This window comes from Pseudocitrobacter sp. RIT415, from assembly GCF_003057695.2.
GTDB classification, from domain to species: Bacteria; Pseudomonadota; Gammaproteobacteria; order Enterobacterales; family Enterobacteriaceae; genus Pseudocitrobacter; species Pseudocitrobacter faecalis.
Genome location: NZ_QBJC02000021.1, coordinates 1 through 18,910, shown reverse-complemented (window position 1 = coordinate 18,910; position 18,910 = coordinate 1). Strand labels below are relative to the sequence as shown.

Sequence of the window (18,910 nt, the reverse complement as noted above, 5' to 3'; positions counted from 1 at the left end):
GAATACGGGCGATTTTTGTGCAACAACGAAAGATATAACTTGTTAATGTGATGTGAATCACTTTTTGTATGGAATCTGCTGCAATAATTTTGATTGCTGGTGACGGCGGTCACGAAATATTGTCTTCGTCTTCTGTAAAGTGGCTTTTTGCTTCTTCTGACAAACCCGATCCACAGAGGAGTTTTCTATGTCTAAGTCTGATGTTTTTCATCTCGGCCTCACCAAAAACGATTTACAAGGGGCTACGCTCGCGATCGTCCCTGGCGACCCGGAGCGTGTGGAAAAGATCGCCGCGCTGATGGAAAAGCCGGTCAAACTGGCATCTCACCGCGAATTTACCTCCTGGCGTGCTGAACTTGATGGCAAGCCGGTCATTGTCTGCTCCACCGGTATCGGCGGCCCGTCCACCTCTATCGCTGTGGAAGAACTGGCTCAACTGGGCATTCGTACTTTCCTGCGCGTGGGCACAACAGGTGCTATCCAGCCAAATATCAATGTTGGTGATGTGCTGGTCACCACCGCATCCGTTCGTCTGGACGGCGCGAGCCTGCACTTTGCGCCGATGGAATATCCGGCTGTGGCTGATTTTGATTGCACCACCGCGCTGGTGGCGGCAGCGAAAGAGATTGGCGCAACCACGCATGTGGGCGTAACCGCATCCTCCGATACCTTCTACCCGGGACAGGAACGTTACGATACCTTCTCCGGCCGCGTGGTAAGCCGCTTCAAAGGCTCCATGGAAGAGTGGCAGTCGATGGGCGTGATGAACTACGAAATGGAATCAGCAACCCTGTTAACCATGTGTTCCAGCCAGGGGCTGCGCGCAGGGATGGTTGCGGGCGTGATTGTGAACCGTACTCAGCAGGAGATCCCGAATGCTGAGACGATGAAACAAACCGAAAGCCACGCGGTGAAAATCGTGGTGGAAGCGGCACGCCGCCTTCTGTAAACCTTCTTCTCTTCTTAAAGGCCGACACGTTCGGCCTTTTTCATTTTGCGTACCTCCTCGCAGGAAAAACCTTTCCAACTGGACATCTATACAGCACAATTCTATTTTTGCCGTAAGACGTTCATGCAGGGGGCATTGTGGATATCGCCATTCTTATCTATTTTCTGGTTGCACTGGCGGGCGTTGCGCTGGGCTGGCTGGCCGCGAGCTATCGCGTGGCGCAGCAGCGGGCGGAGCAACTGGCCGAAGAGCGCGATATTTACGGCGAACTGAGCGCCGCGAAACAGCAGCTGGCGCAGAACGCGCACTGGCGCGAGGAGTGCGAGCTACTGAATAATGAACTGCGCAGCCTGCGCGAAATCAACACCTCGCTGGAAGCTGATTTACGGGAAGTGACCACACGGCTGGAAGCCACGCAGCATCATGCGGAAGACAAAATTCGCCAGATGATCAACAGCGAGCAGCGCCTGAGCGAGCAGTTTGAAAACCTGGCAAACCGTATTTTTGAGCACAGTAATCGCCGGGTGGATGAGCAAAACCGTCAAAGCCTGAACAGTTTACTCACACCGCTACGCGAGCAGCTTGATGGTTTTCGCCGGCAGGTGCAGGACAGTTTTGGCCAGGAAGCAAAAGAGCGCCACACGCTGGCCCATGAAATTCGTAATCTGCAACAGCTGAATGAACAGATGACGCGTGAAGCCGTCAACCTGACGCGCGCGTTAAAAGGCGACAATAAAACGCAGGGTAACTGGGGCGAAGTGGTGCTGACGCGTGTGCTGGAAGCGTCTGGCTTGCGTGAAGGTTACGAGTACGAAACGCAGGTGAGTATCGAAACCGATACTCGCGCCCGCATGCAGCCGGACGTCATTGTTCGCCTGCCCCAGGGAAAAGATGTGGTCGTCGATGCCAAAATGACGCTGGTGGCTTATGAGCGCTATTTCAATGCCGAAGATGATTACACGCGTGAACTGGCGCTACAGGAGCATATCGCGGCGGTGCGAAACCATATTCGCCTGTTGGGACGCAAAGATTATCAGCAGCTTCCGGGGCTGCGCTCGCTGGATTATGTCCTGATGTTTATCCCCGTTGAACCCGCCTTTTTGCTGGCATTAGACAGACAGCCCGAACTGATCAATGAAGCATTAAAAAATAACATTATGCTGGTAAGTCCTACTACTTTATTGGTAGCGCTGCGCACCATTGCCAATCTCTGGCGCTACGAGCACCAGAGTCGCAACGCGCAGCAAATCGCCGAACGGGCCAGCCGTCTGTACGACAAAATGCGCCTGTTCATTGATGATATGTCTGCTATTGGGCAGAGCCTGGATAAAGCGCAGGACAACTATCGTCAGGCGATGAAGAAACTCTCTTCCGGGCGCGGGAACCTGCTGGCGCAAACGGAAGCTTTCCGTCACCTCGGTGTCGAGGTGAAACGCGAGATTAATCCGGATTTAGTCGAGCAGGCTACGGCGCAGGATGATGAGTTTCGTTTGCGGCAAGGGGTTGATTCTAACGATGACGATCCTCTGGCCGTGGAAAACGGTTAACCCCGTTTGAGGGAGTGTGACGGGGTTGAATCGTAGGGCAATTGCGCCCAATCTGTTACACTCCATGAACATTTTCTTTATAAGCAGGCTTAGAGATGGCTGAGGAATCACAAGACACGACGCACTTTGGCTTTAAGACAATCGCCAAATCCCAGAAGGAAGACATGGTCGCCCACGTTTTCCACTCTGTCGCCGCAAAATACGATGTGATGAACGACTTGATGTCGTTTGGTATTCACCGTTTATGGAAGCGTTTTACCATTGACTGTAGCGGCGTTCGTCGTGGGCAAACCGTCCTCGATTTGGCAGGCGGTACGGGCGATTTAACGGCGAAATTCTCTCGCATGGTAGGTGAAACCGGTCGCGTCGTGCTGGCTGATATCAACGACTCTATGCTGAAAATGGGGCGCGAAAAGCTGCGCAACCATGGCGTAATCGGCAATGTGGAATATGTTCAGGCGAATGCCGAGGCGCTGCCGTTCCCGGATAACACCTTCGACTGCATCACTATCTCTTTTGGCCTGCGTAATGTCACCGACAAAGAGAAAGCGCTGCGCTCAATGTATCGCGTCCTGAAACCGGGTGGCCGCCTGCTGGTGCTCGAGTTCTCTAAGCCGATTATCGAACCGCTGAGCAAAGCCTACGATGCATACTCTTTCCACATTCTGCCGCGCATTGGTGAAATGGTGGCGAATGATGCAGATAGCTACCGCTATCTGGCGGAATCCATCCGTATGCACCCCGATCAGGAAACCCTGAAAGCGATGATGCAGGAAGCCGGAATGGACAACGTTGAGTACTTCAACCTGACCGCAGGCATCGTGGCGCTGCATCGTGGTTATAAGTTCTGACAGGAGGGCCAGATGCCTTTAAAACCCTTAGTGACGGCCGGCGTCGAAACGGCACTGAACACTTTTCTGTGGCGTGAGCGGGCGCTGAAACCTGCCCGGCAGCGCCTGGTGGGGAAAGTGTTGCGCGTTGAACTTAAAGAGTTCTCTTCGCCACTGGTGCTGGTGTTTAGCGAGCGGCAGGTCGATGTGCTGGGGGCGTGGGAAGGCGAGGCCGACTGTACTGTCGCGACGCGTATCGGCGTCCTGCCGCAACTGCGTAATCGTCAGCAACTCACGGCGCTTATCCGCAACGGTGACCTGGAAGTGCAGGGCGACATCCAGGTCGTGCAAAACCTTGTCGCACTCGCTGACCTGGCCGAGTTTGACCCGGCAGAACTGCTGGCACCCTATACCGGCGATATCGCCGCCGAAAGCGTCAGTAAAGTTCTGCGCGGCGGCGCGAAGTTTCTGCAGCAGAGCTTTGCACGCCAGCAGCACTACGTGGCGGAGGCCGTCACCGAAGAGTGGCGACTGGCACCCGGCGCGCTGGAGTTAGCCTGGTTTGCGGAAGAGACAATGGCTGTAGAACGTGCCGTTGAAGCGCTGACGAAGCGGCTGGAAAAACTGGAGGGGAAATGACGCCAGGAGAATTACGGCGCCTGTATTTTATCATCCACACCTTTTTGAGTTACGGGCTTGATGAGCTCATTCCCAAAATGCGCATCACCCTGCCGCTGCGAATCTGGCGTCGGATGTTGTTCTGGATGCCGAATCGCCACAAAAACCGCCCGCTGGGTGAACGCATGCGTCTGGCATTGCAGGAGCTGGGCCCGGTCTGGATCAAGCTCGGTCAGATGCTCTCTACCCGCCGCGATCTTTTCCCACCGCATATTGCCGACCAGCTCAGTATGTTGCAGGACCGCGTTGCCCCGTTTGACGGGGTGCAGGCGCAAAAACTGATGGAAAAAGCGATGGGGGATATCCCTATCGAAAGCTGGTTTGATGATTTCGATATTAATCCGCTAGCGTCCGCGTCGATTGCCCAGGTGCATACCGCGCGCCTCAAAGAGAACGGCAAAGAGGTGGTGATCAAAGTCATTCGCCCGGATATTCTGCCGGTTATCAAAGCGGATATGAAACTTATCTACCGTCTGGCGCGCTGGGTACCACGCCTGCTGCCGGATGGTCGGCGCCTGCGCCCGGTTGAAGTGGTGCGCGACTATGAAAAAACGCTGATTGATGAGCTGAATTTGCTGCGCGAAGCGGCGAACGCCATTCAGCTGCGCCGCAATTTCGAAGATAGCCCGATGCTGTATGTACCGGAAGTCTATTCCGATTATTGCAGCGAAAACATGATGGTGATGGAGCGCATCTATGGCATTCCGGTGTCGGATACCGAAGCGTTACTAAAGCAAAATACCAACATGAAACTGCTGGCCGAGCGTGGCGTGCAGGTCTTCTTCACCCAGGTATTCCGCGACAGTTTCTTCCATGCGGACATGCACCCGGGCAATATTTTTGTCAGCTATGAGCACCCGGAAGATCCCCAATATATCGGCATCGACTGCGGGATTGTTGGCTCATTGAATAAAGAAGATAAGCGCTATCTGGCGGAGAACTTCATCGCCTTCTTTAACCGCGATTACCGCAAGGTAGCGGAGCTACACGTTGATTCGGGCTGGGTTCCGCCAGATACAAACGTTGAAGACTTTGAGTTTGCGATTCGTACCGTGTGTGAACCTATCTTCGAGAAACCGCTGGCGGAAATCTCCTTCGGGCATGTGTTGCTAAACTTATTTAACACCGCGCGCCGTTTTAACATGGAAGTGCAGCCACAGCTGGTGCTGCTGCAAAAAACGCTGCTTTACGTGGAAGGTGTGGGGCGACAGCTCTATCCGCAGCTCGATTTATGGCAAACGGCGAAGCCGTTCCTTGAATCCTGGCTGAAAGATCAGATAGGCATCCCGGCGTTAGTACGCGCGCTGAAAGCCAAAGCACCGTTCTGGATCGAAAAAATGCCCGAATTACCGGAACTGGTGTACGACAGTTTGCGCCAGAGCAAACATTTACAGAGCAGTTTGGATAAGCTTGCCGGCGACATCACCGTGCATCGTACTCGTCAGGGTCAGTCACGGTATCTCTTTGGTATAGGTGCTGTTTTATTATTGAGCGGTACACTACTGTTAATAAATCGCCCGGAATGGGGCTTCATGCCTGCATGGCTCATGGGCGCAGGGCTGGTGGTATGGTTTGCCGGCTGGCGTAAAACGCGCTGAATTTTGCATCGCTATCACAAGGGCGCATAACGTATAATGCGTCAATGGTTATTTCATCATCTATCACAGAGGAAGATGTATGGGTGGTATTAGTATTTGGCAGTTGCTGATTATCGTCGTTATCGTGGTTCTGCTTTTCGGGACTAAAAAGCTGAGCTCACTGGGATCTGATTTGGGCGCGTCCATCAAGGGCTTTAAGAAAGCCATGGGTGATGAAGACGACAAGAAAGATAAATCGACTCAGGATGCGGATTTCACTGCAAAATCAATTACTGACAAGCAGGAAGACGCGAAGAAAGACGAAGCGAAACGCCACGACAACGAGCAGGTGTAATTCGTGTTTGATATTGGTTTCAGTGAACTGCTGCTGGTATTCGTGATTGGCCTTGTCGTATTAGGGCCAAAACGTCTGCCGGTCGCGGTTAAAACGGTTGTTGGCTGGATTCGCGCGTTGCGCTCGCTGGCGACAACCGTGCAAAACGAGCTGACCCAGGAGCTTAAACTCCAGGAATTTCAGGACAGCCTGAAAAAAGTGGAGAAAGCGAGCCTGGATACCCTTTCGCCAGAGCTGAAGGCGTCAATGGACGAACTGCGTGAAGCGGCGGAATCCATGAAGCGCTCTTACTCCATCCACGATCCTGAAAAGGCGAGTGATGAAGCTAACACTATCCATAACCCGATAGTGAAGGACAGCGAGGAGCAGCGCGCCGGGGTTACCCCGTCGACGGCCGAACATCAGGCCAGCACCGACGAGCAGGTTCCATCCCCCGCTGAAACCCACACGCCAGAAGCGGCGGCGGTCGGCGACTCTGAAAAAGAGAAAAAAACCGCTTCCGTTCCTGATTCATCCCCTGCATCAAGTGATAAATCGTAAACATGGGCGTAGAAGATACTCAACCGCTGGTGTCGCATCTGATTGAACTGCGTAAGCGTCTGCTTAACAGTATCATGGCGGTGTTCATCATTTTTCTGGCGTTAGTCTATTTCGCCAACGATATCTATCAACTGGTCTCTGCGCCGCTGATCCGGCAGATGCCCGTTGGGGCGACGATGATTGCGACCGATGTCGCCTCACCGTTCTTTACCCCCATCAAGCTGACCTTCATGGTGTCGATTATCCTGTCGGCACCGGTGATTCTTTATCAGGTGTGGGCCTTTGTTGCGCCAGCGCTGTATAAGCATGAACGCCGTTTGGTGGTGCCGCTGCTGGTTTCCAGTACGGTACTGTTTTACACCGGTATGGCCTTCGCCTATTTCGTGGTGTTCCCTCTGGCGTTTGGCTTCCTGACACATGCCGCGCCTGCGGGCGTGCTGGTCTCGACCGACATTAAGAGTTACCTCGATTTTGTGATGTCGCTGTTCATCGCTTTTGGGGTTTCCTTCGAAGTGCCGGTGGCGATTGTGCTGCTCTGCTGGGTCGGTGTGACCACCCCGGAAGATCTGCGCAAAAAACGGCCTTACGTACTGGTTGGCGCGTTCGTTATTGGTATGCTGCTGACCCCGCCGGATGTCTTCTCACAAACGCTGCTGGCGATACCGATGTACTGTTTGTTTGAGGTTGGCGTGTTCTTCGCCCGCTTCTATACCGGCAAGCGAGCGACGCGTGACGAAGACGCGGAAGCTGAAGCTGAAGCCGATAAAAACGAAGAATAGTATCACCGCCCGTCAGGGCGGTTTTCGTATGGAGCCGAGATGTTTGATATTGGCGTAAACCTTACCAGCTCGCAGTTTTCCCACGATAGTGACGATGTGATTGCCCGCGCCAAGGCCGCAGGTGTTAGCGGGATGTTGCTTACTGGCACTAATCGACATGAGAGCGAAGAAGCCCAGCGGCTCGCACAGCGCTTTGCCGGTTGCTGGTCCACCGCGGGTGTACATCCGCACGATAGCAGCAGCTGGAACGCGGAAGTGGAAGCGAGCATCCGTAAACTGGCGCAGCAGCCGGAAGTGGTGGCGATTGGCGAATGCGGGCTGGATTTCAACCGTAATTTCTCTACTCCAGCGGAGCAGGAAGCAGCGTTCAGCGCGCAACTCGCCCTGGCAGCGGAACTGTCGATGCCGGTCTTTATGCACTGTCGCGATGCCCATGCGCGTTTTCTGGCGTTGCTCGACCCGTGGCTGGATAAGCTGCCGGGCGGAGTATTGCACTGCTTCACCGGCACGCGCGAAGAGATGCAGGCCTGCATCGATCGCGGCCTGTATATCGGCATTACCGGTTGGGTTTGCGATGAGCGTCGCGGGCTGGAACTGCGTGAGCTGCTGCCGTTTATTCCTGCAGACAGGCTGATGATTGAAACTGACGCGCCTTACCTTCTGCCGCGCGACCTGTCGCCAAAACCGAAATCACGACGTAACGAGCCCGCCTTCATGGCGCACATCCTGACGCAAATTGCCCACTGGCGCGGCGAAGAGGCGCAGTGGCTGGAACACGTCACAGACAATAACGTTAAAGCACTGTTTAATATTGCGTTTTAGTTGCTGTCGGTTTTGCGAAAATCGGTGTTCTTCACGCTTTGCATGACCTGCTTGTTGAGCAGATTGAGCAGCAACATCGAGCGGGCTTCGCCGTCGGGCTCAGAGAAAATCGCCTGCAGACCTTCGAACGCGCCCTCGGTGATCACCACGCGGTCACCGGGGAACGGGGTACTGGGGTCGGTAACGCCTTCCGGCTTATACACCGAAAGCTGATGAATAACGCTGGAAGGAACCGTCGCCGGATGCATGCCAAAACGCACAAAATGGCTGACGCCGCGGGTCGCGTTAATGGTAGTGGTATGAATTACTTCCGGATCAAATTCAACAAACAGGTAGTTGGGGAAAAGCGGTTCACTGACTGAAGTGCGCTTACCGCGTACGATTTTCTCCAGGGTGATCATTGGCGTCAGGCAACTCACCGCCTGCCGTTCAAGATGTTCCTGAGCGCGCTGAAGTTGACCGCGTTTGCAGTACAGTAAATACCAGGCTTGCATAATGACTCTTTTCCACAATGTAGCGTGCAAGCATAACAAAAGTGTGATGCGATCGCGATGATAACTAACAGCGATAAGTCGAGCGTATTGGTTCACGTGATTTTAACAAAAATACAGCATCACAGCCTCATTCGCCGTATAATGAGGCGCTTACCAGGAGGCCATTAATTTCCCCATGAAATACCACGATCTACGCGACTTTCTGACATTGCTGGAGCAACAGGGCGAACTGAAACGTATTACGTTACCTGTTGACCCCCATCTGGAAATCACCGAAATTGCCGATCGCACCCTGCGTGCTGGCGGCCCGGCATTGCTGTTTGAGAACCCAACGGGTTACGACATGCCGGTGCTGTGTAATCTGTTTGGTACGCCAAGGCGCGTGGCGATGGGAATGGGGCAGGAAGATGTCAGCGCACTGCGCGAAGTGGGGAAACTGCTAGCCTTCCTGAAGGAGCCTGAACCACCGAAAGGGTTCCGCGATCTCTTTGATAAGCTCCCTCATTTCAAGCAAGTGCTTAACATGCCAACTAAGCGTCTGCGTGGCGCCCCCTGTCAGCAAAAAATTATCTCCGGCGATGACGTTGATTTATCGCGCATCCCGGTGATGACCTGCTGGCCAGAAGATGCGGCACCGTTAATCACCTGGGGGCTGACGGTTACACGCGGCCCGCACAAAGAGCGGCAGAACCTGGGCATTTATCGCCAGCAGGTGATCGGCAAAAATAAACTGATTATGCGCTGGCTATCGCATCGCGGCGGCGCGCTCGATTTTCAGGAGTGGTGTGCGGCGCATCCGGGCGAGCGATTCCCGGTATCCGTGGCGCTGGGCGCCGATCCTGCGACGATTCTGGGTGCGGTTACACCGGTGCCGGATACCCTATCGGAATACGCGTTCGCGGGTTTGTTGCGCGGTACCAAAACCGAAGTGGTGAAGTGCGTATCCAACGATCTGGAAGTGCCAGCCAGCGCGGAAATCGTGCTTGAAGGGTACATCGAAATCGGTGAGATGGCACCGGAAGGGCCCTATGGTGACCACACCGGTTACTACAACGAAGTGGATAACTTCCCGGTGTTTACCGTCACGCATATTACCCAGCGCGATGATGCTATCTATCACTCGACCTACACAGGTCGTCCGCCTGATGAACCGGCGGTGCTTGGGGTTGCGTTAAACGAAGTTTTCGTACCGATTCTGCAAAAGCAGTTCCCGGAAATTGTCGACTTTTACCTGCCGCCTGAAGGATGTTCTTATCGTCTGGCGGTTGTTACGATGAAAAAACAGTACGCCGGGCACGCGAAACGGGTGATGATGGGCGTATGGTCGTTTTTACGCCAGTTTATGTACACCAAGTTTGTTATCGTCTGCGATGACGATGTGAATGCGCGTGACTGGAATGACGTTATCTGGGCGATTACCACCCGTATGGACCCCGCGCGGGATACGGTACTGGTCGAAAATACGCCAATAGATTATCTGGATTTTGCCTCGCCGGTTTCCGGTCTGGGGTCAAAAATGGGGCTGGATGCCACCAATAAATGGCCAGGAGAAACCCAACGTGAATGGGGGCGTCCGATCAAAAAAGATCCGGCGGTTACGGCGCGTATCGACGCTATCTGGGATGAGCTGGCCATTTTTAGCGACAGCAAACGCGATTAACGCGGCTGTTCTGCCTGTTCAGGCACTGACGATTGGGGCAGTATTCCGACCCTGAAATGACTATAAGATCCGACAGAGGGAGCGCATGACAATTTTAAGCTGTAAAGTGACCTCGGTAGATGCCATCACCGACACTGTATATCGCGTCCGTTTAGTACCCGAAGCCCCATTCTCGTTCCAGGCGGGTCAGTATTTAATGGTCGTGATGGATGAGCGCGATAAGCGCCCGTTCTCCATGGCCTCCACGCCGGATCAGCAGGACTATATCGAACTGCATATTGGCGCATCGGAGCTGAATTTATACGCGATGGCGGTAATGGATCGCATTCTGAAGGATCGCGAAATTGTCGTTGATATTCCTCATGGCGAAGCCTGGCTGCGCGATGATGAAGAACGGCCGCTGATTTTAATCGCGGGCGGTACGGGCTTCTCCTACGTGCGCTCTATTCTGCTGACTGCGCTGAAGCGTAACCCTAACCGTGATGTGACCATTTACTGGGGCGGCCGTGAAGAGAAACACCTGTACGATCTGGCCGAGCTGGAAGCGTTAACGGTGAATCATCCGAAGCTGAATGTTATTCCGGTTGTTGAGCAGCCTGATGATGAGTGGCGTGGACGCTCCGGTACCGTGCTGACGGCGGTCTTACAGGATTACGGTACGCTGGCGGAGCATGATATCTATATTGCAGGCCGTTTCGAAATGGCGAAAATCGCTCGTGACCTGTTCTGCAACGAACGTCAGGCGCGTGAAGACCGCCTGTTTGGCGATGCGTTTGCGTTTATTTAAGCAATAAAAAACCCGCCCCTGACAGGCGGGAAGAACGGCAACTAACCTATTTATTCGTAGGCCGGAGCCCGGCCTACAAGCACTTATACGCGTTCAAATACGGTCGCAATCCCCTGGCCCAATCCAATACACATTGTCGCCAGACCGAACTGGGCGTCTTTGCGTTCCATCAGATTCAGCAACGTGGTACTGATTCGCGCGCCGGAGCAACCTAACGGGTGGCCCAAAGCGATCGCACCGCCGTTGAGGTTGATCTTCTCGTCGATTTGCTCCATCAGCCCCAGATCTTTAATACATGGCAGGATCTGCGCGGCAAACGCTTCGTTCATTTCGAACAGGTCGATGTCGCTTACTGACAGGCCGGCTTTTTTCAGCGCCAGCTTCGACGCCGGAACCGGGCCATAGCCCATGATAGACGGATCGCAGCCGACAACCGCCATCGAGCGTATACGCGCGCGCGGCGTGAAGCCCAGTTCGCGGGCGCGGCTTTCGCTCATGACCAGCATGGCGGAAGCGCCATCGGAAAGCGCAGAAGAGGAACCGGCGGTGACCGTGCCGGTTACCGGGTCGAATGCTGGTTTCAGCGTCGCGAGTGCTTCAACCGTAGTTTCCGGGCGAATCACCTCATCGTAGTTAAACTGTTTCAGAACGCCGTCGGCATCGTGACCACCGGTCGGGACGATCTCATTTTTGAACGCGCCGGACTGGGTTGCGGCCCAGGCACGGGCGTGAGAGCGGGCGGCAAAGGCGTCCTGCATCTCACGGCTGATGCCGTGCATCCGCGCCAGCATTTCGGCGGTTAAGCCCATCATGCCTGCCGCTTTGGCGACGTTCCGGCTTAAGCCGGGGTGAAAATCGACGCCGTGGCTCATCGGTACATGGCCCATGTGCTCTACGCCGCCAATCAGACATGCATGCGCATCACCGGTCATGATCATACGGGCGGCGTCGTGCAGCGCCTGCATTGATGAGCCACACAGGCGGTTAACGGTGTTTGCAGGCACCGAGTGCGGTACTTCCGCCAGCAGGGCGGCGTTGCGCGCAATGTTGAAACCCTGCTCCAGCGTTTGTTGCACGCATCCCCAGTAAATATCATCAAGAGACGCCGCTTCGAGCGCCGGGTTGCGTGACAGCAGAGTGCGCATCAGATGTGCGGAGAGATCTTCCGCGCGCACGTGACGGAATGCGCCGCCTTTTGAACGGCCCATCGGGGTACGAATTGCATCGACAATGACAACCTGTTCCATTGTGACTCCTTAAGCCGTTTTCAGTGTGCCAACCGGACGGGCGGGCTCCACTGCGGGATAATACGGTTCGTTATGACGCGCTTTATTGCGCAGACCTTCCGGCACGTCATACAACGGGCCGAGGTGCTGATACTGCTGCGCCATATCGAGATATTTTGCGCTACCTAACGTGTCCAGCCAGCGGAATGCGCCGCCGTGGAATGGAGGGAAGCCCAGGCCGTAGACCAGCGCCATATCGGCTTCTGCCGGGCTGGCAATAATGCCTTCCTCCAGACAGCGCACCACTTCGTTGACCATCGGGATCATCATGCGGGCGATAATCTCTTCGTCGCTGAAGTCGCGTTTGGGCTGAGAAACATCGGCCAGCAGGCTGTCGGTTTGTGCGTCTTCTTCTTTTTTCGGTTTACCTTTGCTGTCTTCTTTGTAGCGCCAGAAGCCGAGACCATTTTTTTGCCCGAATCGATTGGCTTCAAACAGAGCATCGATCGCATCGCGATAATCCTTCTGCATGCGCTGCGGGAAACCTGCCGCCATCACTGCCTGTGCGTGATGTGCAGTGTCGATACCGACCACGTCCAGCAGATACGCCGGGCCCATCGGCCAGCCGAACTGTTTCTCCATCACTTTGTCGACTTTGCGGAAGTCCGCACCGTCGCGAAGCAACTGGCTGAAACCGGCAAAGTAGGGGAACAGCACGCGGTTAACGAAGAAGCCGGGGCAGTCGTTGACCACAATCGGCGTTTTGCCCATCTGACTGGCCCAGGAAACCACTTTGGCGATGGTTTGCTCGCTGGTCTTTTTACCGCGAATGATCTCAACCAGTGGCATGCGGTGCACCGGATTGAAGAAGTGCATGCCGCAGAAGTTTTCCGGACGCTCTAGCGCGTCAGCCAGCTCGCTGATAGGAATTGTCGATGTGTTGGAGGCCAGAACAGCATCCGGGCGGACTTTTTGCTCGGTTTCTGCCAGCACCGTTTTTTTCACTTTCGGATTTTCAACAACCGCTTCTACGACCACGTCTACACGGTCGAACCCGGCGTAATCCAGCGTGGGCTGAATAGTGGAAATGACGCCTGCCAGCTTCAGACCATCAATTTTGCCGCGCTCCAGTTGCTTATTCAGCAGTTTGCTGGCTTCTGTCATGCCAAGCGTCAGCGATTTCTCGTTGATATCCTTCATGATGACCGGCACGCCTTTCCAGGCGGACTGATACGCGATACCACCGCCCATAATACCCGCGCCCAGAACGGCGGCGTGTTTTGGTGCATCGGTGGTTTTGGCGAGTTTTTTCGCCAGACCTTTTACGTATTGATCGTTCAGGAAGATACCAACCAACGCGCGTGCTTCGTTGGTGTGCGCCAGCGGGACAAAGCTTTGGTTTTCCAGCTTCAGCGCGTCATCGCGCCCCAGACGGGCAGCGGCTTCAATGGTTTTCACTGCTGTAATCGGCGCCGGGTAGTGTTTACCCGCCGTCTGCATCACCATGCCTTTGGCAATAGTGAAGCTCATGGTGGCTTCCACTTTACTGAGCTTCAGCGGCTCCAGCTTCGGACGACGCTTCGCGCGCCAGTCGAGATCGCCATTTATCGCCTGACGTAATACGGCCAGCGCGCCGTCGATCAGTTTCTCTTGTTTAACAACACCATCCACCAGGCCGATTTTCAGTGCTTGTTCAGCGCCAACATCTTTCCCGGCGGCGATGATTTCCAGCGCGCTGTCGGCACCCAGCAGACGCGGCATGCGCACGGAACCGCCAAAACCAGGCATGATCCCCAGTTTGGTTTCCGGCAGGCCGATGCGCAGGTCTGGCGTCGCTAAACGGTAATCGGTCGCCAGTACACACTCACACCCGCCACCCAGCGCGTAGCCATTTACGGCGGCGATGGTCGGAACCGGTAAATCTTCCAGACGGTTGAAGACGCTGTTAGCGAAATGCAGCCATTCGCTGAGCTGTTCTTCCGGCACCAGGAATAGCGAGAGGAATTCGGTAATGTCTGCGCCGACGATAAACGCCGCTTTTTCAGAGCGCAGCAGCAGCCCTTTCAGCTCTTTTTGTTTTTCGAGGACATCGAGCGCGTGACCGAGGCTGGCTACGGTCGCCGTATCTAATTTATTCACCGAGCCGGGGGCGTCGAACACCAGTTCGGCAATGCCATCTTCCAGCCAGTTGAGGTACAGGGTATCGCCTTTGTAGAGCATGTCAGTCTCCTGAATCCAGCAGTGTAATCTGGTCGTACCAGATGAGGCTGAGTGTGGTTTTTATGTTAATAAAATGCAAATTACTCTTTAAATATTTGCTGGGGAGATCACGACTGGTGGAGATCACGCAGGTTCGGTGAGGTGTGCTAAGATGCGAAAACTTGAGGGCAAAAATGTACAAGGACTAAAAATGGAATCACTGGCTGCACTCTACAAAAATCATATCGCCACCCTGCAGGAACGCGCGCGTAACGCGCTCGACCGCTTCAAGCTGGACGCGCTGTTAATTCATTCGGGCGAACTGATGAATGTGTTCCTCGATGACCATGCGTATCCGTTCAAGGTCAACCCGCAGTTTAAGGCCTGGGTGCCCGTAACACAGGTACCGAACTGCTGGCTGCTGGTGGATGGCGTCAATAAACCGAAGCTGTGGTTCTACTTGCCGGTGGATTACTGGCACAACGTTGAGCCGTTGCCGACCTCCTTCTGGACAGAGGAAGTTGAGGTGATTGCACTGCCGAAAGCGGACGGTATTGGTAGCCAACTGCCAGCGGCTCGCGGAAATATTGGCTATATCGGTCCGGTTCCGGAGCGCGCGATTGGCCTGGGTATTGCAGCCGACAAGATCAACCCGAAATGGGTGATTGATTATCTGCACTACTATCGTGCTTATAAAACAGATTACGAACTGGCCTGTATGCGCGAAGCGCAGAAAACGGCAGTTAACGGTCACCGCGCAGCGGAAGAAGCTTTCCGTTCCGGGATGAGCGAGTTCGACATCAACCAGGCGTACCTGACGGCGACCGGCCATCGCGATACGGATGTACCGTATGGCAACATCGTGGCGCTGAATGAACACGCTTCTGTATTGCACTACACCAAACTGGATCACCGCGTGCCGTCTGAAGTGCGTAGCTTCCTGCTGGACGCTGGCGCGGAATACAACGGTTATGCCGCTGACCTCACCCGTACCTGGTCGGCAAACAGCGACAATGATTTCGCCCATCTGATCAAAGACGTGAACGACGAGCAACTGGCGCTGATCGCCACTATGAAAGCGGGCGTCAGCTATGTGGATTACCACATCCAGTTCCATCAGCGCATCGCAAAAATATTGCGTAAACATCAGATCCTTACCGACATGAGCGAAGAGGCGATGGTTGAAAACGACCTGACCGGGCCGTTTATGCCACACGGTATTGGCCACCCACTGGGATTACAGGTTCATGATGTCGCGGGCTTTATGCAGGATGACACTGGCACGCACCTGGCTGCGCCGTCGAAATACCCGTACCTGCGCTGCACCCGCGTGTTGCAGCCGCGCATGGTGCTGACCATCGAGCCGGGAATTTACTTCATCGAATCTCTGCTGGCGCCGTGGCGCGAAGGGCAGTTCAGCAAGCACTTCAACTGGCAGAAAATTGACGCGCTGAAACCGTTCGGTGGGATTCGTATCGAAGATAACGTCGTGATCCACGAGAATAACGTTGAGAACATGACGCGCGATCTGAAACTGGCGTAATGGAAAGTTGGCCGATACCGGCGTCGCCGGTCACGTTTACTGAAGAGATCAAAAAGAGCCGTTTTATCACCCTGCTGGCGCATACCGACGGGGTAGAAGCGGCGAAAGCGTTTGTTGAATCGGTGAGGGCGGAACATCCTGATGCTCGCCACCATTGTGTCGCCTGGGTTGCCGGGCGGCCCGATGATTCACAGCAGCTTGGCTTTTCAGATGACGGTGAACCAGCGGGAACGGCGGGTAAGCCCATGCTGGCGCAGCTTATGGGAAGCGGCGTTGGCGAAATTACCGCCGTGGTGGTTCGCTACTACGGCGGCGTGCTGTTGGGAACGGGGGGCCTGGTGAAAGCCTATGGCGGTGGTGTCCAGCAGGCGCTAAATCAACTCACAACACAAATCAAAACGCCATTAACCGAATATACTCTGTTGTGTGAATACGGTCAGTTGTCGGGGATAGAAACGCTGCTGGGGCAATTCTCTGGCGTCATTGTTACCAGTGATTATCAGGCATCGGTACAGCTACGCGTGGCGCTCCCACAAGCGAAAGTGGATGCTTTTACAGCAAAACTGGCTGATTTTAGCCGTGGTTCATTGCAATTGTTTGCGATTGAAGAATAATCCCCCTCCTTACTTTTATACCAAAGGAAGCGCCAGAGATGCATTTTCGTGCCATAACCCGAATTGTCGGACTTCTGGTCATCTTATTTTCGGGAACCATGATCCTTCCCGGCCTGGTGGCATTGATTTACCGCGATGGCGCCGGGCGGGCATTTACCCAAACCTTTTTTGTCGCGCTGGTGATTGGCTCATTACTGTGGTGGCCGAACCGCCGCGAGAAGGGCGAACTTAAATCGCGCGAGGGGTTTTTGATTGTGGTTCTGTTCTGGACCGTGCTGGGCAGCGTGGGTGCGCTTCCTTTTATTTTCTCTGAGCAGCCAAACCTCACGATAACCGATGCTTTTTTTGAATCCTTTTCCGGGCTGACGACGACCGGCGCGACGACACTGGTGGGCCTTGATTCACTTCCGCATGCGATTCTCTTTTATCGACAGATGCTGCAGTGGTTCGGCGGTATGGGGATCATCGTATTAGCCGTGGCGATTCTGCCTATCCTCGGCGTCGGGGGGATGCAGCTTTATCGTGCTGAGATGCCGGGGCCGCTGAAGGATAACAAGATGCGACCGCGTATTGCGGAAACGGCAAAAACCCTGTGGCTCATCTATGTGCTGTTGACCGTCGCTTGTGCGCTGGCGCTGTGGTTTGCGGGTATGCCGGCGTTCGACGCCATCGGTCACAGCTTCGCGACTATCGCGATTGGCGGCTTCTCGACGCATGACGCCAGCGTGGGCTATTTTGACAGCCCAACGATCAACACCATTATTGCTATCTTCTTACTGATCTCCGGGTGTAACTATGGCCTGCACTTCTCGTTACTGAGTGGGCGGAGCCTGAAGGTTTACTGGCGCGATCCGGAATTCAGAATGTTTATTGGCGTGCAATTGACGCTGGTCTTTATCTGTACGCTGGTGCTCTTTTTCCATAACGTTTACAGCTCGGCGCTGACGACGCTAAACCAGGCTTTCTTCCAGGTTGTGTCAATGGCGACGACGGCGGGCTTTACGACGGACAGTATCGCGCGCTGGCCACTCTTCCTGCCGGTGCTGTTACTCTGTTCCGCGTTTATCGGCGGCTGCGCCGGGTCGACGGGCGGGGGGCTGAAGGTGATTCGAATCCTGCTGCTGTTCAAGCAGGGGAACCGTGAACTGAAACGTCTGGTGCATCCGAACGCGGTGTACAGCATCAAGCTTGGCAACCGTGCGCTGCCGGAACGTATTCTCGAAGCGGTATGGGGATTCTTCTCTGCGTATGCGCTGGTGTTCATTATCAGTATGTTGGCGATTATCGCGACCGGCGTGGATGACTTCTCCGCGTTTGCCTCGGTAGTGGCAACGCTGAATAACCTTGGGCCTGGGCTTGGGGTGGTGGCGGATAACTTTGCCAGTATGAACCCGGTGGCGAAGTGGATCCTGATTGCGAACATGCTGTTTGGTCGTCTGGAAGTCTTTACGTTGCTGGTATTGTTTACCCCAACTTTCTGGCGCGAATAAGTGGAGCTTGCGTTGAAAACATTAATCCTCTTCTCTACCCGTGATGGTCAGACGCGTGAAATTGCCGCCTACCTCTCTTCTGAGCTTAAAGAGCTGGGCGTTGATTCAGAACTGGTGAATCTGAACCGTACTCAGGACATTGAGTGGGAACAGTATGATCGCGTCGTGGTGGGAGCGTCGATTCGCTATGGGCACTTCCATTCTGCGGTCGATCGTTTTGTGAAAAAGCATGCCGCGCAGATGCAGGCATTACCGAGTGCTTTCTTCTCGGTGAACCTGGTAGCGCGTAAACCTGAGAAGCGCTCGCCGCAGACCAATAACTACACGCGTAAGTTTCTGTTGGCCTCGCCGTGGCAGCCAGATGCCTGCGCCGTTTTCGCCGGTGCGCTGCGTTACCCGCGTTATCGTTGGTATGACCGTTTTATGATCCGCCTGATTATGAAGATGACCGGCGGTGAAACAGATACCCGTAAAGAAGTGGTTTATACGGACTGGCAGCAGGTCGCTCATTTCGCTCGCGAAATTGCACATATTCCGCGCAAATAGCGTGCGAAGGGAGCGTATTGCCTGGAAAATGAGCTAACGAAAAGTTTTTTGTATTTTATGCTTGCGGGATCTCAATTACTCCCTATAATGCGCTCCCACTGACACGGCAACAGCCGCTTCGGTTGAAGAGAAAAATCCTGAAAATCAGGGTTGACTCTGAAAGAGGAAAGCGTAATATACGCCACCTCGCAACGGTGAGCTTCACGCCGCAGTTGCACTGCTCTTTAACAATTTATCAGACAATCTGTGTGGGCACTCAATGATACGGATTCTT

18 protein-coding genes are annotated in these 18,910 nt (G+C 54.4%); 15 read left to right on the top strand and 3 right to left on the bottom strand.

The window, feature by feature from the left end:
* Positions 1-187 precede the first annotated feature (187 nt).
* The 9 genes from udp to tatD all read left to right on the top strand — a co-directional run bounded on the left by udp (position 188) and on the right by tatD (position 8,077).
* Positions 188-949 (top strand): uridine phosphorylase, encoded by a 762-nt coding sequence (udp, locus tag DBY68_RS18025; RefSeq protein ID WP_108476892.1) that lies wholly within the window; start codon positions 188-190, stop codon positions 947-949.
* A gap of 137 nt (positions 950-1,086) precedes the next feature.
* Positions 1,087-2,496: a DNA recombination protein RmuC gene (gene rmuC, locus DBY68_RS18020; protein ID WP_108476891.1), complete on the top strand. Its 1,410-nt coding sequence runs from the start codon at positions 1,087-1,089 to the stop codon at positions 2,494-2,496.
* 95 nt (positions 2,497-2,591) lie between these two features.
* Entirely contained in the window at positions 2,592-3,347 is a 756-nt protein-coding gene (ubiE, locus tag DBY68_RS18015; RefSeq protein ID WP_108476890.1) for a bifunctional demethylmenaquinone methyltransferase/2-methoxy-6-polyprenyl-1,4-benzoquinol methylase UbiE, read from the top strand.
* A 12-nt stretch (positions 3,348-3,359) separates the two neighbouring features.
* Positions 3,360-3,965 (top strand): SCP2 domain-containing protein, encoded by a 606-nt coding sequence (locus DBY68_RS18010; protein WP_108476889.1) that lies wholly within the window; start codon positions 3,360-3,362, stop codon positions 3,963-3,965.
* Positions 3,962-5,602: a ubiquinone biosynthesis regulatory protein kinase UbiB gene (gene ubiB / locus DBY68_RS18005; RefSeq protein ID WP_108476888.1), complete on the top strand. Its 1,641-nt coding sequence runs from the start codon at positions 3,962-3,964 to the stop codon at positions 5,600-5,602. The genes DBY68_RS18010 and ubiB overlap by 4 nt, the downstream gene beginning before the upstream one ends.
* A 79-nt stretch (positions 5,603-5,681) precedes the next feature.
* Positions 5,682-5,936: a Sec-independent protein translocase subunit TatA gene (gene tatA / locus DBY68_RS18000; RefSeq protein ID WP_015966408.1), complete on the top strand. Its 255-nt coding sequence runs from the start codon at positions 5,682-5,684 to the stop codon at positions 5,934-5,936.
* Between the two features lie 3 nt (positions 5,937-5,939).
* The gene (tatB, locus tag DBY68_RS17995; RefSeq protein WP_108476887.1) at positions 5,940-6,476 is read left to right on the top strand and encodes a Sec-independent protein translocase protein TatB; all 537 of its coding nucleotides are present in this window, start codon (positions 5,940-5,942) and stop codon (positions 6,474-6,476) included.
* A gap of 2 nt (positions 6,477-6,478) precedes the next feature.
* Positions 6,479-7,255: a Sec-independent protein translocase subunit TatC gene (gene tatC, locus DBY68_RS17990; protein WP_108476886.1), complete on the top strand. Its 777-nt coding sequence runs from the start codon at positions 6,479-6,481 to the stop codon at positions 7,253-7,255.
* 39 nt (positions 7,256-7,294) lie between these two features.
* Positions 7,295-8,077 carry a 3'-5' ssDNA/RNA exonuclease TatD gene (tatD, locus tag DBY68_RS17985; RefSeq protein WP_108476885.1) on the top strand — a complete coding sequence of 261 codons (783 nt, stop codon included), beginning with the start codon at positions 7,295-7,297 and terminating at the stop codon, positions 8,075-8,077.
* Here the strand turns inward: tatD and rfaH are convergent.
* Positions 8,074-8,571: a transcription/translation regulatory transformer protein RfaH gene (rfaH, locus tag DBY68_RS17980; RefSeq protein WP_108476884.1), complete on the bottom strand. Its 498-nt coding sequence runs from the start codon at positions 8,569-8,571 to the stop codon at positions 8,074-8,076. The two genes, tatD and rfaH, sit on opposite strands and share 4 nt — an antisense overlap.
* 175 nt (positions 8,572-8,746) lie before the next feature.
* On the opposite strand from rfaH, the gene ubiD reads away from it, so the two are divergent.
* Both ubiD and fre read left to right on the top strand, forming a co-directional pair.
* Positions 8,747-10,231: a 4-hydroxy-3-polyprenylbenzoate decarboxylase gene (gene ubiD / locus DBY68_RS17975; protein ID WP_108476883.1), complete on the top strand. Its 1,485-nt coding sequence runs from the start codon at positions 8,747-8,749 to the stop codon at positions 10,229-10,231.
* Positions 10,232-10,316: 85 nt separating this feature from the next.
* Positions 10,317-11,018 (top strand): NAD(P)H-flavin reductase, encoded by a 702-nt coding sequence (fre, locus tag DBY68_RS17970; RefSeq protein WP_108476882.1) that lies wholly within the window; start codon positions 10,317-10,319, stop codon positions 11,016-11,018.
* 83 nt (positions 11,019-11,101) lie between these two features.
* Here the strand turns inward: fre and fadA are convergent, their stop codons facing one another.
* A complete protein-coding gene (fadA, locus tag DBY68_RS17965; protein ID WP_108476881.1) occupies positions 11,102-12,265 on the bottom strand; it encodes an acetyl-CoA C-acyltransferase FadA in 1,164 nt (387 codons plus the stop codon).
* 9 nt (positions 12,266-12,274) lie between these two features.
* Positions 12,275-14,464, bottom strand: a complete 2,190-nt coding sequence (fadB, locus tag DBY68_RS17960) for a fatty acid oxidation complex subunit alpha FadB (protein ID WP_108476880.1) — start codon at positions 14,462-14,464, stop codon at positions 12,275-12,277.
* 190 nt (positions 14,465-14,654) lie between these two features.
* Between fadB and pepQ the strand changes: the two genes are divergently transcribed.
* From pepQ to hemG, 4 genes are read left to right on the top strand one after another with little or no spacing between them, the layout of a single operon-like run.
* Entirely contained in the window at positions 14,655-15,986 is a 1,332-nt protein-coding gene (gene pepQ / locus DBY68_RS17950) for a Xaa-Pro dipeptidase (RefSeq protein WP_108476879.1), read from the top strand.
* Positions 15,986-16,600, top strand: a complete 615-nt coding sequence (locus DBY68_RS17945; protein ID WP_108476878.1) for an IMPACT family protein — start codon at positions 15,986-15,988, stop codon at positions 16,598-16,600. Before pepQ ends, DBY68_RS17945 begins: the two co-directional genes overlap by 1 nt.
* A 38-nt stretch (positions 16,601-16,638) precedes the next feature.
* Positions 16,639-18,090 (top strand): Trk system potassium transporter TrkH, encoded by a 1,452-nt coding sequence (gene trkH / locus DBY68_RS17940; protein ID WP_015966397.1) that lies wholly within the window; start codon positions 16,639-16,641, stop codon positions 18,088-18,090.
* 12 nt (positions 18,091-18,102) lie between these two features.
* The gene (hemG, locus tag DBY68_RS17935; protein WP_108476941.1) at positions 18,103-18,636 is read left to right on the top strand and encodes a menaquinone-dependent protoporphyrinogen IX dehydrogenase; all 534 of its coding nucleotides are present in this window, start codon (positions 18,103-18,105) and stop codon (positions 18,634-18,636) included.
* Positions 18,637-18,910 lie beyond the last annotated feature (274 nt).